Origin of the sequence: Nonomuraea sp. NPDC050680, from assembly GCF_040654555.1 — a bacterium.
Classification (GTDB): domain Bacteria; phylum Actinomycetota; class Actinomycetes; order Streptosporangiales; family Streptosporangiaceae; genus Nonomuraea.
Map to the genome: position 1 here is coordinate 22,644 of NZ_JBFAIF010000005.1, position 14,876 is coordinate 37,519.

Here is a 14,876-nt window from a genome sequence, read left to right on the forward strand (position 1 = left end):
CACTCCCATCACCAGGTACGCGCGGCCGAGAGTTCCGCGCGGACGGCGGGCGTGAGCACTTGCCCCGCGCGCTCGACCAGAATCGTCATCTGGTAGGCCACCAGACCCATGTCGCAATCGGGTGCGGCCAGCACCGCCAGGCACGAACCGTCACTGATGGCCATGGCCAGGAGCAGCCCGCGGTCCATTTCGATGAGGGTCTGGGTGACTCCGCCGCCTTCGAAGACGCGCGCGGCGCCCTGGGTGAGGCTGATCAGCCCCGCCGCGATGGCCGCGAGCTGGTCGGCGCGGTCCTGGGGGAATCCCCGCGAGATGGCCACCGGCAGCCCGTCGGCGGAGACCACCACGGTGTGGGCGACGCCGGGCACTTGCTCCACGAAGCCGCTGACCAGCCAGTTCAGGTCTCTGGCCGCCTGACTCAGGTTCTTTATCATGATTCCTCCTCTAATTCTTCGCGGCCCTTGCGCACGCCCTGCTGGTAGCCGGCGAGCCTGCTGCGTAACCGGTCGGGCGAGACCGGAGGCGCTTGCACGGGCGTCGGCGGGGGCGCGGCGGAGCCGGGCACGAGGTTGGCCTTCGGCGTCCGCTTGGGCAGTCCGGAGGTGGTCGTCCCGCTCTGGGTGGGTTCGTCGATCGCTCCCGCCGCCTGCCATCCGGTGTCGGCCGGCGAGGTCCAGGCGGGGTCGCGCTGGTCCGGCGTCGGCGTCGCCTTGGTGAACCAGCTCGACTCGAGGGTGGCGTAGAACTCGCTGTCGGCCTGCGGGTCAGCCTGCGGCGGGCGGGAGGCCGAATCGGGCATCGGCACCTCCACCGAGTGCGTGTGCTGTGAGCTGAACCACGACGCCGAATCGAGCGGCTGGTCGAACGCGGGATCGTACGATGGGTGGCCGAGGCCGGGCATCGCCGGTGTGGCCTGCATCGGCACCTGGATGAACGGCGGCTCCGCCGGCTCCACCGGCCCGGGGACCGAGGTGAGCAGCATCTCGGGGATCAGCACCATGGCGGTCAGGCCGCCGGTGTCCTGCGGGCGCAGGTGCACCCTGATGCTGTGCCGCAGCGCGAGCCGGCCGACCACGAACAGGCCCATCCGCCGGGAGACCGAGACGTCGACCACCGGCGGGTTGGCCAGCCGCCAGTTGGCCTGGGCCAGCTCCTCCGGCCCCATGCCGATGCCGTGGTCGGTGACCGAGACCATCAGCCCGCCGCCGTCGATGTGACTGCTGGAGATGATGACCTTGGTGTCGCGCGGGGAGAACGAGACCGCGTTCTCGACCAGCTCGGCGAGCAGATGCACGACGTCGCTGACCGCCTGGCCGGCGATGGCGGCCGCCGACTGCACCTGGACGCTGACCCGGTCGTAGCTCTCCACCTCGCCGAGCGAGGCGCGTACGACGTCCATCAGCTCGACGGCCTCGCTCCACTTGCGGGCCGCCTCCTGGCCGGCCAGGACCAGCAGGTTCTCGCTGTTGCGGCGCATGCGGGTGGCCAGGTGGTCGAGCAGGAACAGGTCGCCGAGCCGGGTGTCGTCGCGCTCGCCGCGCTCCAGCCGCTCGATCAGCGTGAGCTGCCGCTCGACCAGGGTCTGGCTGCGCCGCGACAGGTTGACGAACATCGCGTTGACGTTCGAGCGCAGCCGCGCCTCGTCGCCGGCCAGCCGTACGGCCTCGCGGTGCACCTCGTCGAAGGCCCGCGCGACCTCGCCCACCTCGTCCTTGGAGAAGATGCCGATCGGCGGCACCTCGGCGTTGAGCGCGCCGTCGCGCGACTCGCGCAGGTGCTGCACGAACTCCGGCAGCCGCCGGCCGGCGATCTCCAGCGCCTCGCCGCGCAGCCGGCGCAGCGGGCGGACCAGCGATCTGGCCACCCCCGTGGTGATCAGCAGGACGGCGATGAGCAGCGCGAGCACGGCGCACGCGATGACGAGGGCGCGCTGCCGCTCGTCGGCGCTCAGCGCCTCGCTGCGGATCAGGATGCCGGCGGCCTGGCGCTGCTCGACCTTGCGGAAGGAGTCGACGACGACGTTGCCCGCGTCGTACCACTCCTTGGCGTCGTCGCCGCGGCTGGCCCGGTCGAGCCCGCGCAGCGGCAGCCCGGCCGTGGCCCGGATGAGCACCAGCTCGCGCAGGAACAGCATGCGGTCGGCGGGCCTGCCGTTGACGGTCTCGTCGAAGAAGCGGCGCTCCTCGGCGGTGGCCTCGTCGCCGAAGCTCTTGCGCTCGTTGCGCTCGCGCGACAGCTCGCCGAGGAAGCGCTTGAGCTGTTCCTGGTCGAGGCTCCCCTCGACCAGGCCGGTGGTGACCAGCGCCTGCTGGAGCGAGACGCTCTCCTTGGCCTGGGCCAGCGAGTCGAGCATGCGGGTCTGCCGGAACAGCTCGTCGTCCTGGCTGCCCTTGATCAGCTCGTTGTGCACCGACAGCAGCTCATTGATCACCGTGGTGTAGAGCTCGACGCAGGCACCGGGCAGCAGCTCGGCTTCGAGCGCCTGCTCGCGCAGGCCGGCCAGGTCGTTCAGGCGGCTCAGCATGTTCTCGATCTGGTCGGCGGTACGGCCGGTGACGTCGCCCACCAACTGCTCGGCGCCGGCCCGTACCTCCTTGGTGGACTCGTCCACCTGATCCATCTGGTTGCGCACGGCGGCCAGCCCCGTCACGGGCCGGCCCCTGGCGATGAACCACGAGGTCCTGGCGCGCTCGCCGGCGACCAGGTGGGTGAGCGCGCCGACCTGCTGGGACAGCTGCGCCAGCCGGTTGGTACGGGTGTAGTCACCGGCGGCGCCTATCGAGGCGAACACCTGGATGCCGCCGAGCAGGACGGCGGCGGCGGTCGGGATGACGATGAGGGCGACCAGCCGCGCCCGGACGCGCCAGTTGCGCAGGCGCCAGTTCGCCTCGTCCGCCTGCCGTTCACCCAACTGAGTACTCACCGAACGCAACCTCTCGCCCGAATCGGCGTATATGAAGGGCGCCTGAGGCCCCTGGGGAAAATCAGCAAGTGCCGGTAATTGGAACACATACCTATCAGCTCGGCCAAGCGAACATAAGGCCACAAAAGTTGAGTTGTGTGGCACATGAGGCGAGAACCTGGAGCCCCATTTATACCGACCATTGGCCGAGAAATATTCCAATAACTGAACAAGTGTCCGCTTGTGGGCGTTTGCACCGTTCCAGGGCTATAACACCGGAGAGGCGCGGATGTCTCCTAAAGGTCACAGCGTTGAGATTTGCGTTAGTCAAGACATAGGTTGAGCCCCGTCAAAGCGAGGAGGCGAGTGTGGCGGTTTCTCCCGACAGTGCGGCCATCGAAGTCGACGGGCTGTGGAAGATCTTCGGCCCAACGGCGGAAAGGGTCCTGGAGTGCGATGACAGGTATCTCGAACCCACCGCGCTGAGAGAGAAGACAGGTTGCACCGCCGCAGTCAGAGACGTCAGTTTCGAGGTACGGCCCGGCGAGGTGTTCGTCGTCATGGGCCTTTCGGGAAGCGGTAAATCCACCTTGGTCCGCTGCCTCACCAGGCTCATCGAGCCGAGCGCGGGCGAGGTCAGGATCGACGGCGAGGACATCGGCCGCGCCACCCCCGCCCGCTTACGCGAGATCCGCCGCCACCAGGTCAGCATGGTGTTCCAGCACTTCGGCCTGCTCCCCCACCGGCGGGTGATCGACAACGTCGCCTACGGCCTGGAGATCCAGGGCATCGCCAAGGCCGCCCGGCACGCGCGGGCCGGGGAGATCCTCTCCCTCGTCGGCCTCGACGGGCACGCCGACGCCTACCCCGACCAGCTCTCCGGCGGCATGCAGCAACGGGTCGGCCTGGCCCGCGCGCTCGCCGTCGACCCTCGGGTGATGCTCTTCGACGAGCCGTTCAGCGCGCTCGACCCGCTGATCCGCCGCGACATGCAGGCCGAGGTGATCCGCCTGCACCGCGAGGTCGGCAAGACGATGGTGTTCATCACCCACGACCTGTCCGAGGCGCTCAAGCTGGGCGAACGCATCGCGATCATGCGGGCCGGGGCGATCGTGCAGCTCGGCACGCCGGAGGAGCTGGTGGGTGCGCCGGCCGACGACTACGTGGCCGACTTCGTGCGCGACATTCCCAGGAGCCACGTGCTCACGCTGCGCTGGATCTGCCGCCCGCCCGAGCCCGGCGAGCCCCTCGACGGGCCGGTCCTTCCCGCGCACACGGTCATCAAGGACGCGATCGGCGCCATGTCGTCCTCCTCCCGGCCCATCCGGGTCGTCGACGGCGACGAGCTGGCCGGAGTCGTGGACCGGGTGGACATGCTCACCTTCCTCGCGGGGCAGGACGCGGCGAGCGCCGTACAGGCGAGCGCATGAGCACCACGGCCGTCACGACTCCCTCCAGGCTGCGTGTGCCCAGGTGGGCGGTGCCGGCGGGGATCGCGGTGCTGTTCGCCGTCGCCTACCTCCTCTTCCGCGGCACGGGAACGCTCCCGCACGACAAGTCGGCGCCGCAGTTCCTGGCGCTCACCGACCTGCGCGAGTGGATCGACGACCACCGCAACTCCAACCCGCTGTTCCTGTACTTCCTGAACTACATCCGGATCTTCGTCGGCTCGGTCTACACGGCCTTCCAGGCCGGGCTGTACGCGCTCGGCTGGCCCGGGCTCATCGGCGTGATGGGCGCGCTGGCCTGGCTGGCGGGCGGGTGGCGGATCGCGCTGCCGGCGCTGGCCGGTGTCGGCTCGTTCGGTGTGCTCGGGCTCTGGCAGTCGAGCGTCGACACGCTGGCCCTGGTCGCCGCCTCGGTGCTGCTGTCGCTGGCGATCGGGATCCCGCTGGGCGTCTGGGCGGGGCTCTCGCCACGGGCGCGCAGGACGATCACGCCGGTCCTCGACGTCATGCAGATCATGCCGACGTTCGCCTACCTGGCGCCGCTGGTGCTGTTCTTCCACATCGGCGCGCCCGCCGGCGCCATCGCGACGATGATCTACTCGATCCCGCCGGCCATCCGCATCACCGCGCTGGCCATCGAGCAGGTCTCCCCCACGGCCGTCGAGGCGTCGTCGTCGCTGGGCGCCACGGGACGCCAGACCCTGTTCAAGGTCTACCTGCCGCTGGCCAGGTCGACGATGGCGCTGGCGGTCAACCAGACCATCATGATGGCGCTGTCGATGGTCGTCATCGCGAACCTCATCTCGGCGCCGGGCCTGGGCGGCGACATCATCCGGGGCCTGTCACGCGCCCAGGTCGGCATCATGCTCCCGGCCGGGATCGCGATCGTCATCATGGCGGTGGTGCTGGACCGCATGCTGGTCGCGCTCGCCCGCGAGGGAGCGCCGCCGTCTGGAGGAGGAGCGCCGGGAGCGCAGCGACCAGAGCGACGGGGGAAGACGGCGGCATTGGGCGACCGAGCCGCCTCACGAAGTGAGGCCATAAGCACGCGGGCTCGCCTTATCCCCGCCGCCGCGCTGGCCGCCGCCGGGCTGGCGCTGACGCCGCTACTGCCCACCGAGTGGCCCGAGGGCTGGACGGTGAACTTCGTCGTCCAGGTCAACGACGCGGTGCACTGGGCCGAGACGAACTGGTACGGCGTCACGACGTTCGTCAAGGACGTCACGACCGGTCTCCTGATCAACCCGCTGGAAGACCTGCTCACCTCGGCGCCGTGGTGGCTGATCGCCGCCGCCGCGTTGCTCCTGGCCTGGTGGGTGAGCGGGGTACGACCGGCGCTCACGGCACTCGGCTGCCTGCTGGCGATCGCACTGCTCGGCGTCTGGGAGCACGCCATGCAGACGCTCACCACCGTCGCGGTCGCGGTGCTCGTCACCCTGGTCATCGGCCTGCTGCTGGGCGTGGCGGCCGCGCGGTCGTCCCGGTACTCGGCCGTACAGCGCCCGATACTCGACGCCGCGCAGACCATGCCGGCCTTCGTCTACCTGCTGCCCGCGCTCGCCCTGTTCGAGACGACCAGGTTCACCGCGATCTTCGCCTCGGTCATCTACGCGGTGCCCCCGGTCGTCCGCCTGGTCGAGGACGGCATCAGGGCGGTGCCCGCGACCGTGGTGGAGGCGGCCACGGCCGCCGGGTCCACCCCGGGCCAGCTCCTGTGGAAGGTGCAACTGCCGATGGCCCGCCGGGCGATCCTGCTGGCCGCCAACCAGGGCATCGTGATGACGCTGGCCATGGTCGTCGTGGGCGGCCTGGTCGGGGCCGGCGCCCTCGGCTACGACGTGGTCGTGGGCTTCTCCCAGCGGACCGACTTCGGGATGGGGTTCGTCGCCGGCGTCGCGACGGTCCTGCTCGGGGTCATGCTCGACCGCATCACGCAGGGTGCCGACAGGCGCCCTTCCCCCCAAAGAAGGAAAACCACATGAATATTCGCCTGCTCGCAGGCCTTCTCGCGCTCGGGCTCGCGGCAGCGGGATGCGGCGGCGCCAAGGTCGAAGAGCCTTCCAGCTCCGCCGCGCCCCAGGCCAAGGGCAGCGCCTCGAGCGCCGGAACCGTCAAGATAGCGATCAATCCGTGGGTGGGCTACGAGGCCAGCGCCAACGTGGTGGCGTACCTGCTGAAGAACGAGCTCCACTACGACGTCCAGCTCCCGGAGATCAAGGAGCAGCTCGCCTGGGAGGGCTTCGAGACCGGCGACGTGGACGTCATCATCGAGAACTGGGGTCACCCGGATCTGGCGAAGAAGTTCATCGAGGAGAAGAAGGTCGCCGTGTCGGCTGGCTCGACCGGCAACAAGGGCGTCATCGGCTGGTACGTGCCCAAGTGGATGGCCGACAAGTACCCGGACATCACCGACTACAAGAACCTGAACAAGTACGCCGGCCTGTTCAAGACGTCGGAGTCCGGCGGCAAGGGCCAGCTCCTCGACGGCGACCCCAGCTACGTCACCAACGACGAGGCCCTGGTCAAGAACCTCAAACTGGACTTCAAGGTGGTCACGGGCGGCAGCGAGGCGGCCCTGCTCAAGTCGGCGACCCAGGCGCAGGAGCAGAAGAAGGCGCTGCTGTTCTACTTCTGGACGCCGCACTGGCTCTTCGACAAGGTCGATCTCGTCCGCGTCAACCTGCCCGCCTACACCCAGGGCTGCGACAGCGACCCCAAGAAGGTCGCCTGCGACTACGCGGAGCTGGACCTCGACAAGATCGTGAGCAAGAAGTTCGCCGACACCGGCGGCAAGGCCTACGACCTGGTCAAGAACTTCAGCTGGACCAACGAGGACCAGAACGCCGTCGCCAACGACATGACCAACGCGGGTATGACCGGCGAGCAGGCCGCCAAGAAGTGGGTCGAGGCCAACACCGCCAAGTGGCAGGCGTGGATCCCCAAGTAACCGTTCCCAGTCGTAACCCCTCTTGACCGCGGCCCCCTGCGGGCCGCGGTCGTGGAGCCTCTCATGCCTCACATGCCTCACATGCGAACCAAGACGATCGCCGGGCCGCTGGTGGCGGCCCTGCTGCTGACGGCCTGTTCCAGCGGGGCGCCGTCGCCCGCCGCCGCGGCGAAGGGCACGGTGCACATCGACGTGCACGGCTGGGTGGGCTACGAGGCCCAGGCCGCCGTACTGGCCTACCTGCTCCAGCACGAGCTGGGGTACAAGGTCCAGAGGCGCAAGATGAAAGAGGAGGACTCCTGGAAGGGCTTCGAGACCGGCCAGGTCGACGTGATCGTCGAGAATTGGGGGCACAACGCTCTTAAGAAGGAGTACATCGAGGACAAGAAGGTCGCGCTCTCCGCTGGTCTCACCGGAAACAAGGGCGTGATCGGATGGTACGTCCCCGAGTGGATGGTCAAGAAATATCCGGACATCACCAGCTGGCGAAGCTTGAACAAGTATTCGAGCCTATTTCGGACCGCTAAATCTGGAAATTCCGGTCAGGTACTCGACGGGGACCCGTCGTTCGTCACCAACGACGAGACGCTCGTGAAGAACCTCGGCCTCGATTACCGGGTCGTCTACTCCGGCAGCGAGGACGCTCTGATCAAGGCGGCACAGGTGGCGACGAAGAACCGTACGCCGGTGCTGATGTATTTCTACGAACCCCAGTGGCTGTTCACCAAGGTCAAACTCGTCAAGATCAACCTGCCCGCCTACTCCATAGGTTGCGACGCCGTCGCCGCCAAGGTCGCCTGCGACTATCCGCCGTACCTGCTCGACAAGATCGTGAGTAAGAAGTTCGCCGAGACCGGCGGCGCGGCGTACGAGCTGGTCCGCAACTTCACCTGGAGCAACGACAACCAGAACGCGGTCGCCAGTGACATGATCAACGGCAAGATGACCGCCGACGAGGCCGCCAAGAAGTGGGTCGACGAGAACAAGATCGTGTGGAAGGACTGGATCCCCCGTTGAGGTTCGACTACGTCATCGTGGGCGGCGGGTCGGCCGGGTGCGCCCTGGCCAGCCGGCTCAGCGCCGATCCCTCGGTGTCGGTGCTGGTGCTTGAGGCGGGCCGGCCCGACTACTCCTGGGATGTGTTCATCCACATGCCGGCGGCGCTGATGTTCCCCATCGGCAGCCGGTTCTACGACTGGAAGTACGAGTCGGAGCCCGAGCCGCACATGAACGACCGGCGCGTCTACCACGCCCGCGGCAAGGTGCTCGGCGGCTCCAGCAGCATCAACGGCATGATCTTCCAGCGCGGCAACCCGCTGGACTACGAGCGCTGGGCCGCCGATCCGGGCATGGAGAGCTGGGACTACGCGCACTGCCTGCCGTACTTCAAGCGGATGGAGCACTGCCTCGCCGACCCCGGCTCGGACTTCCGCGGCGGCGACGGGCCGCTGATGCTGGAGCGCGGTCCCGCGAAGGGGCCGCTCTTCGAGGCGTTCTTCGAGGCCGTCCAGCAGGCCGGGCACCCGCTCACCGACGACGTGAACGGCTTCCGGCAGGAGGGCTTCGCCGCCTTCGACCGCAACGTCTTCCGCGGCCGTCGGCTGAGCGCCGCCCGCGCCTACCTGCATCCGGTACGGCATCGCCGCAACCTTACGGTCAGGACCCGGGCCTTCGTGGAGAAGGTGGTCTTCGAGGGCACCCGTGCGGTCGGCGTGATCTGCGACGGCCGGCGCATCCCCGCAGGCGAGGTCATCCTGTGCGGCGGCGCCATCAACTCCCCGCAGCTGCTGCAGCTGTCGGGCGTCGGCCCCAGAGCGCTGCTCGAACCGCTGGGCATCGAGGTGGTCCACGACCTGCCTGGCGTGGGCGAGAACCTCCAGGACCACCTGGAGGTGTACGTCCAGCACGCCTGCGCCGAGCCGGTGTCGCAGCAACCGTCGCTGGCCCTGTGGCGCCGGCCCCTCATCGGCGCGAACTGGCTCTTCCTGCGCGGCGGCCCCGGGGCCACCAACCATTTCGAGGCCGGCGGCTTCATCCGCTCCAACGACCAGGTCCGCTACCCGAACCTGATGTTCCACTTCCTGCCGATCGCGATCCGCTACGACGGCTCGGCCCCCGCGGGAGGCCACGGCTACCAGGTGCACATCGGCCCGATGTACTCCGACGCCCGCGGCTCGGTGCGCGTCAAATCGGCCGATCCCCGGCGGAAGCCCGCACTGCGCTTCAACTACCTGTCCACGGACCAGGACCGGCGCGAGTGGGTGGAGGCCGTCAGGCATGCCCGCGCCATCCTGTCCCAGCCCGCCTGGGCCGGTCTGGACGCCGGTGAGCTCTCGCCGGGACCCGCCGTACAGACCGACGAGGAGATCCTGGACTGGGTGGCCAGGGACGGCGAGACCGCGCTGCACCCGTCCTGCACCTGCAAGATGGGCACCGGCGAACTGGCCGTCGTGGACCCCGAGACCATGCGCGTGCACGGCCTGGACGGGCTGCGGGTGGTGGACGCCTCGGCCATGCCCTACGTCACGAACGGCAACATCTACGCGCCGGTGATGATGCTGGCCGAGAAGGCGGCTGACCTCGTGCTCGGCAACACGCCCCTGCCACCCGAACCCGTCGAGTTCTACCGCCACACTCCATGATTCCTTGGCCTACCGGTCCAGGCGCTGGTAGAGGCGGACCGACAGGACGAAGAAGACGGCGGTGATCGCCAGCGGCCAGACGATCGCCATCGTCACCGCGTGCTGGGCGACCCACGACTCGCCGCCCCAGCCGGGATTGCCGAACAGCTCCCTGGCCGCCGCGACGGTCGACGACAGAGGGTTCCACTCGGAGACGGCGCCCAGCCAGCCCGGCATGGTGGCCGGGGCGACGAAGGCGTTCGAGAGAAACCCGATCGGAAACTCCAGCGTCTGGATGACCGTCACCGCCCCCGGGTCCTTGGCCACCAGACCGAGGTACATCCCCACCCACAGCAGGGCGAAGCGCAGCAGCAGGAGCAGTCCCACGGCCCCGAGTGCCCCGCCGAGGCTCGCCGGGCGCCAGCCCACCGCGAAGCCGCAGGCCAGCAAGCCCGCCAGGACCAGCACCGAGTTGAGCAGGTCGGCGACGGCCCGGCCGATGAGGACGGCCGAGGGGGCCATCGGCATGGACCGGAACCGGTCGGTCACGCCACGGGAGAGGTCCGTGGTGATCGCGACCATGGTGGCGCCGAGTCCGAACAGCATCGTCATTCCGTACATGCCGGGCATGAGGAAGGCGAAGTAGTCGGCTCCCTCCGGCACGTCCACCGCACCGCCGAACAGGTAGCCGAACGCGAGGGTGATCACCACGGGGAACGCGGTCCCGAACACGATCGTCATGGGCTGGGCGATCCAGTGGATCAGGTCACGCCGCGCGACCGACCACCCGTCGGCCAGCGCCCAGCGCAGCCGGGTGAGCGGCGGGTCCATGGCCAGTTCAGTCATGTGGGAACTCCTGCCATCGAAGGGTTTCAGGCGGCGGTGAGGCGGTTTCAGGCGGCCGTGAGGCTCAGGAAGACCTCGTCGAGTGTCGGCCTGCGCAGCGCGACGTCCTCGGCCTCGATGCCCACGGCCGAGAACGCCGTCAGGACCGCCGTGAGCGTCTGAACCCGTTCGCTCACCGGGGCGCTCACGTGACGGGTTTCCTCGTCGATCTCGGCGGGCCCGGCGGCCACCCGGCCGACGATGCCGGCGGCCTCGGCCAGCCGCGCCGCGTCCCTGACGACCACGTCGAGCCGGTCGCCGCCGAGCGTGGACTTGAGCTCGCCCGGCGTGCCCTCGGCGACGACCCGGCCGGCGTCGATGACCGAGACGCGGTCCGCGAGCTGGTCGGCCTCCTCCAGGTATTGGGTGGTGAGCAGCACCGTGGTGCCGGTGGCGACGAGGGCGCGCACCGCCTTCCACACCTCGCCGCGGCTGCGCGGGTCGAGCCCCGTGGTGGGCTCGTCGAGGAAGAGCACGGGCGGGGAGAGGATCATCCCGGCCGCCAGGTCGAGCCGGCGCCGCATGCCGCCCGAATACTCCTTGACGGGACCCGGATGCTCCAGGCCGAACGCGTCCAGCAGCTCGGCGGCCCGCCTCCTGGCCGCGCGGGTGTCCAGGTGGTAGAGGCGGCCGAACAGCTCCAGGTTCTGCCTGCCGGTCAGCACCTCGTCCACCGCCGCGTGCTGGCCGACGAGGCCGATGCTCCGCCGTACGAGCCGGGGGCGGGCCGCCACGTCGAACCCGGCCACCTCCGCGCGGCCGCCGTCCGGGCGCAGGAGCGTGGTGAGGATCCTGACGGCCGTGGTCTTGCCCGCGCCGTTCGGGCCGAGCAGCCCGCAGACCGTGCCCTCAGCCACGTCCAGGTCGAAGCCGTCAAGGGCCGTCTTCTGGCCGTACGCCTTGCGCAGGCCCTGTGCCAGTACCGCTGCCATAACGCCTCCTTTAACTCCGTACGTCGTACCGTACAGCATACGATTCAAGCCAGGCAACCGTACGGTGTACCGTACGAACGTGACCATCGAGTACTCCGGCAAGGGCGACCCGGCACGCAGCCTGGCCCTGCTCTGGCGCACCAGCGAGCGGACCAGCCGTAAGGGCAAGCCCGACCTGAGCGTCGACCGGGTCGTCCGCGCCGCCATCGAGGTGGCCGACGCCGAGGGCCTTCAGGCGCTGTCGATGCGCCGCGTCGCCGAGCGGCTGGGCGTCGGCACGATGTCGCTCTACACGTACGTACCGGGCAAGCCGGAACTGCTCGACGTCATGCTCGACACCGTGTACGGCGAGACGGGTTACGGCGAGCCGGCCAGGCCGGAGGAGTCGCCCGGCGACTGGCGGGCCAGGCTGACGCTCATCGCCAAGGAGAACTGGGCGCTCTACCAGCGTCACCCCTGGCTCCTCCAGGTGGCCACCAACCGCCCGGTTCTGGGACCGAACACCACGGCCAAGTACGACTACGAGCTGCGCGCCGTCGACGGCATCGGGCTGACGGACGTGGAGATGGACTCGGTGATCACCTTGGTGACCGGGTTCGTGCACGGCACGGCCCGGGGGGCGGTGGAGGCCGCGCAGGCGGAGAGCCAGACCGGGCTGACGGACGAGCAGTGGTGGGCGGCGCACGCCCCGTTCCTCAGCCGGATCTCGGACGCCTCGCGCTGGCCCACGGCCTCCCGCGTCGGCCAGGCCGCGGCGGAGGCCCTGGGCGGCGCCTACAGCGCGGAGCACGCCTTCGAGTTCGGCCTCGAACGCGTCCTGGACGGCATCGACGCCCTGATCACCCGACGAGCCGGATCGGCTTAGCCGGCCCCGCTCCGGAATGGTCGCCCGGCGGGTCGGATCGGTCTGACGATCCCCGCTCGGCCGGTTCCGCTAGTGGTCGGCCGCTTCCTTGACAGCGGGTGCGGCGCGGTGCTCAGGTAGGCCCGCGGTGGCGAGCGCGTTGGCGAGTTGCCGCTCCGTAGGTGGCACGGTCCAGGTCAGGCCGGGTCCGCCGTTGGCGATCGCGCTCGTCAGCACGCTGCGGAGCACCACCTCGTCGGGCGCTCCCGGCTGCCGGGCCCGCGACTCGTCGTACTGGTCACGGATTCGGGCCAGGTCGAGCAGCAGCGTGGTGCCAGGCCGCCCGTTGCCACCTGGCACGGCGACTCCCTGCGCGTCCAGGCCATCCCCGCCCGGCACGGCGACTCCCAGCACACCCAGGGCGCCCCCGCCCGGTACGGCGACCTCAGCGCGGACGATCGCGCGCACCCTGGCGGCGAAGCCCTCGCCATCGGTCCAACCTGGCCGTAGGTGCAGCACCCCTGGCTCCTCGGTGGCCAGGAAGCCGGCCAGCAACGCGCTGACCGTGGTCTGCGGATCGTGCATGGCCTCCTGCCCCCGGGCGGCGAACCGGCCGGCGAGCAGGTCGAGCGAGATGAGCCGCGGCGGCTCGAACACCGTCAGGACGCCGCATTCCCCGCCGATGTCCATCGAGTTCCCGGCGTCGGCGTAGGCCCTCAGACCTTCCAGCAGCGCGGTCGCGGCCTCTTCGTCCAACCGCGCCTCCCACCCCGCCCCAGGCTCGCCGGATGAGCCGAACAAGCCCGATGTACCCAACGAGCCGGATTGGCCCGATATGTAGGCACGGCGGGACCACCAGACGGCCACGCCGAGCACCACGGCAACGGCGGCGGCGAGCGCGATCCACATGATGGCCGCTAGGAGACGGGCGCCGCACGCAGGCGAACGACGTGCTCCACGAGCGAGATCAGCGTCCCCTTCACCGACTCGCGGTTCCGCGCGTCCGTACGCACGATCGGCACGTGCGACGACAGCGCCAGCGCCTCGCGCACCTCGTCCTCCGAGTGCTGGAACTGACCGTCCCAGCCGTTGACGCCCACCACGAACGGCAGCTTGGCCTCTTCGAAGTAGTCGATCGCCGGGAAGCTGTCGGCCAGGCGCCGCGTGTCGAGCAGCACCACGGCGCCGATCGCGCCGCGCACGAGGTCGTCCCACATGAACCAGAACCGGTGCTGTCCGGGCGTGCCGAACAGGTAGAGGATCAGGTCACGGTCGAGCGACACACGACCGAAGTCCATGGCCACGGTCGTCGTCTGCTTGTTCGGCGTCATACCGAGGTCGTCGATGCCCGCGGACGCGTCGGTCATGACCGCTTCCGTGGTGAGCGGCAGGATCTCGGACACCGCCCCCACGAACGTCGTCTTGCCGACGCCGAACCCGCCCGCGACGACGATCTTCGTCGACGTGAGGCCGGGGCTAGAGCCTGCGAAGTCCACTGAGCACCCTTTCGAGCATATTGAGGTCTGGCTGTCCATCACTGAGACGTGGCTGGTGCAGGCGGACAAGTCCTTCGTCGGACATGTCCGCCACGAGCACCCGAGCCACGCCCAGCGGGACGCGGAGCAGGGCCGAGATCTCGGCGACCGACCGGAATGTACGACAGAGCTGCATGATGGCCTCCTGCTCGGGAGTGAGCATGGACATCTCGTCATCCGGTATGGACATCGACGAGATCAGCGTCTCCATCGCCAGGTGGTAACGCGGCTCTGAGCGGCCGCCGGTCACCGCGTACGGACGGAACAGGGGCTCATCGTCCCCGGTTCCGTCAATGCCGTACACGGCCCTCCCCCATCAGTTCCATTGCATCACCGCGTCCTGGCCGCCTGAAGCTCCGCGCGCAGGGCCGGCGTCAGCGCCTGGCCCGCCCTGTCAACGAGCAGCGTCATCTGGTACGCCACCAGTCCCATGTCGCAGTCGATCCCCGCCAACACGGTGAGGACGGAGCCGTCGCTGATCGCCATCACGACGAGCAGCCCGCGCTGCATCTCGACGACGGTCTGCGACACGGAGCCGCCCTCGAACACCCGGGACGCGCCCACGGTCAGGCTCAGCAGGCCCGCGGACACCGCGGCGAGCTGGTCGGCGCGGTCCGGCGGGAAGCCCTCGGAGCTGGCCAGGCAGAGGCCGTCGGCCGAGACGACGACGGCATGCGCGACTCCGGGCGTGTTCCGCACGAAGTCGGTGATCAGCCAGTCGAACCTATGGGCCTCATGGCTAAGGGTGGTCACTCGCCCTCC

At 69.3% G+C, this 14,876-nt stretch carries 14 protein-coding genes; 6 read left to right on the forward strand and 8 right to left on the reverse strand.

Annotation, left to right across the window (positions count from 1 at the left end):
• Positions 1 to 8: 8 nt before the first annotated feature.
• Positions 9 to 431 (reverse strand): roadblock/LC7 domain-containing protein, encoded by a 423-nt coding sequence (locus AB0H88_RS20050; RefSeq protein WP_225290600.1) that lies wholly within the window; start codon positions 429 to 431, stop codon positions 9 to 11.
• On the reverse strand, positions 431 to 2,923 hold the full coding sequence (locus AB0H88_RS20055; RefSeq protein WP_357646463.1) for a nitrate- and nitrite sensing domain-containing protein: 2,493 nt from the start codon (positions 2,921 to 2,923) through the stop codon (positions 431 to 433). The genes AB0H88_RS20050 and AB0H88_RS20055 overlap by 1 nt, the downstream gene beginning before the upstream one ends.
• A 347-nt stretch (positions 2,924 to 3,270) precedes the next feature.
• Between AB0H88_RS20055 and AB0H88_RS20060 the strand changes: the two genes are divergently transcribed.
• From AB0H88_RS20060 to betA, 5 genes are all read left to right on the forward strand, one after another.
• Positions 3,271 to 4,332 (forward strand): glycine betaine/L-proline ABC transporter ATP-binding protein, encoded by a 1,062-nt coding sequence (locus tag AB0H88_RS20060; protein ID WP_357646465.1) that lies wholly within the window; start codon positions 3,271 to 3,273, stop codon positions 4,330 to 4,332.
• Entirely contained in the window at positions 4,329 to 6,332 is a 2,004-nt protein-coding gene (locus AB0H88_RS20065; RefSeq protein ID WP_357646466.1) for an ABC transporter permease subunit, read from the forward strand. Before AB0H88_RS20060 ends, AB0H88_RS20065 begins: the two co-directional genes overlap by 4 nt.
• Positions 6,329 to 7,297 carry an ABC transporter substrate-binding protein gene (locus tag AB0H88_RS20070; RefSeq protein ID WP_357646468.1) on the forward strand — a complete coding sequence of 323 codons (969 nt, stop codon included), beginning with the start codon at positions 6,329 to 6,331 and terminating at the stop codon, positions 7,295 to 7,297. The genes AB0H88_RS20065 and AB0H88_RS20070 overlap by 4 nt, the downstream gene beginning before the upstream one ends.
• A gap of 81 nt (positions 7,298 to 7,378) precedes the next feature.
• Positions 7,379 to 8,314: an ABC transporter substrate-binding protein gene (locus AB0H88_RS20075; RefSeq protein ID WP_357646470.1), complete on the forward strand. Its 936-nt coding sequence runs from the start codon at positions 7,379 to 7,381 to the stop codon at positions 8,312 to 8,314.
• The gene (gene betA / locus AB0H88_RS20080; RefSeq protein ID WP_357646472.1) at positions 8,311 to 9,939 is read left to right on the forward strand and encodes a choline dehydrogenase; all 1,629 of its coding nucleotides are present in this window, start codon (positions 8,311 to 8,313) and stop codon (positions 9,937 to 9,939) included. Before AB0H88_RS20075 ends, betA begins: the two co-directional genes overlap by 4 nt.
• A gap of 9 nt (positions 9,940 to 9,948) precedes the next feature.
• Here betA and AB0H88_RS20085 read toward each other — a convergent pair whose 3' ends face one another.
• Positions 9,949 to 10,764: an ABC transporter permease gene (locus AB0H88_RS20085; protein ID WP_357646473.1), complete on the reverse strand. Its 816-nt coding sequence runs from the start codon at positions 10,762 to 10,764 to the stop codon at positions 9,949 to 9,951.
• 47 nt (positions 10,765 to 10,811) lie between these two features.
• Complete coding sequence (locus AB0H88_RS20090; protein WP_357646475.1) at positions 10,812 to 11,735, reverse strand: ATP-binding cassette domain-containing protein; 924 nt, start codon at positions 11,733 to 11,735, stop codon at positions 10,812 to 10,814.
• Positions 11,736 to 11,814: 79 nt separating this feature from the next.
• Here AB0H88_RS20090 and AB0H88_RS20095 point away from each other — a divergent pair, with 79 nt between their 5' ends.
• Positions 11,815 to 12,600: a TetR/AcrR family transcriptional regulator gene (locus AB0H88_RS20095; RefSeq protein ID WP_357646477.1), complete on the forward strand. Its 786-nt coding sequence runs from the start codon at positions 11,815 to 11,817 to the stop codon at positions 12,598 to 12,600.
• 69 nt (positions 12,601 to 12,669) lie between these two features.
• Here the strand turns inward: AB0H88_RS20095 and AB0H88_RS20100 are convergent, their stop codons facing one another.
• The 4 genes from AB0H88_RS20100 to AB0H88_RS20115 are packed head-to-tail and all read right to left on the reverse strand — an operon-like array spanning position 12,670 to position 14,867.
• Positions 12,670 to 13,488, reverse strand: a complete 819-nt coding sequence (locus AB0H88_RS20100) for a hypothetical protein (protein WP_357646479.1) — start codon at positions 13,486 to 13,488, stop codon at positions 12,670 to 12,672.
• Positions 13,489 to 13,496: 8 nt separating this feature from the next.
• Positions 13,497 to 14,075 carry an ATP/GTP-binding protein gene (locus tag AB0H88_RS20105; protein WP_357646481.1) on the reverse strand — a complete coding sequence of 193 codons (579 nt, stop codon included), beginning with the start codon at positions 14,073 to 14,075 and terminating at the stop codon, positions 13,497 to 13,499.
• Positions 14,056 to 14,418 (reverse strand): DUF742 domain-containing protein, encoded by a 363-nt coding sequence (locus AB0H88_RS20110; RefSeq protein WP_357646482.1) that lies wholly within the window; start codon positions 14,416 to 14,418, stop codon positions 14,056 to 14,058. The genes AB0H88_RS20105 and AB0H88_RS20110 overlap by 20 nt, the downstream gene beginning before the upstream one ends.
• A 26-nt stretch (positions 14,419 to 14,444) precedes the next feature.
• Entirely contained in the window at positions 14,445 to 14,867 is a 423-nt protein-coding gene (locus AB0H88_RS20115; protein WP_214641598.1) for a roadblock/LC7 domain-containing protein, read from the reverse strand.
• Between the last annotated feature and the right edge of the window lie 9 nt (positions 14,868 to 14,876).

Bases quoted from the DNA above. Each gene is read 5' to 3' on its own strand.
- AB0H88_RS20070 (WP_357646468.1), top strand. From the start codon at position 6,329: ATGAATATTCGCCTGCTCGCAGGCCTTCTCGCGCTCGGGCTCGCGGCA.
- AB0H88_RS20100 (WP_357646479.1), bottom strand. From the start codon at position 13,488: ATGTGGATCGCGCTCGCCGCCGCCGTTGCCGTGGTGCTCGGCGTGGCC.
- AB0H88_RS20065 (WP_357646466.1), top strand. From the start codon at position 4,329: ATGAGCACCACGGCCGTCACGACTCCCTCCAGGCTGCGTGTGCCCAGG.
- AB0H88_RS20085 (WP_357646473.1), bottom strand. From the start codon at position 10,764: ATGACTGAACTGGCCATGGACCCGCCGCTCACCCGGCTGCGCTGGGCG.
- AB0H88_RS20075 (WP_357646470.1), top strand. From the start codon at position 7,379: ATGCGAACCAAGACGATCGCCGGGCCGCTGGTGGCGGCCCTGCTGCTG.
- AB0H88_RS20090 (WP_357646475.1), bottom strand. From the start codon at position 11,735: ATGGCAGCGGTACTGGCACAGGGCCTGCGCAAGGCGTACGGCCAGAAG.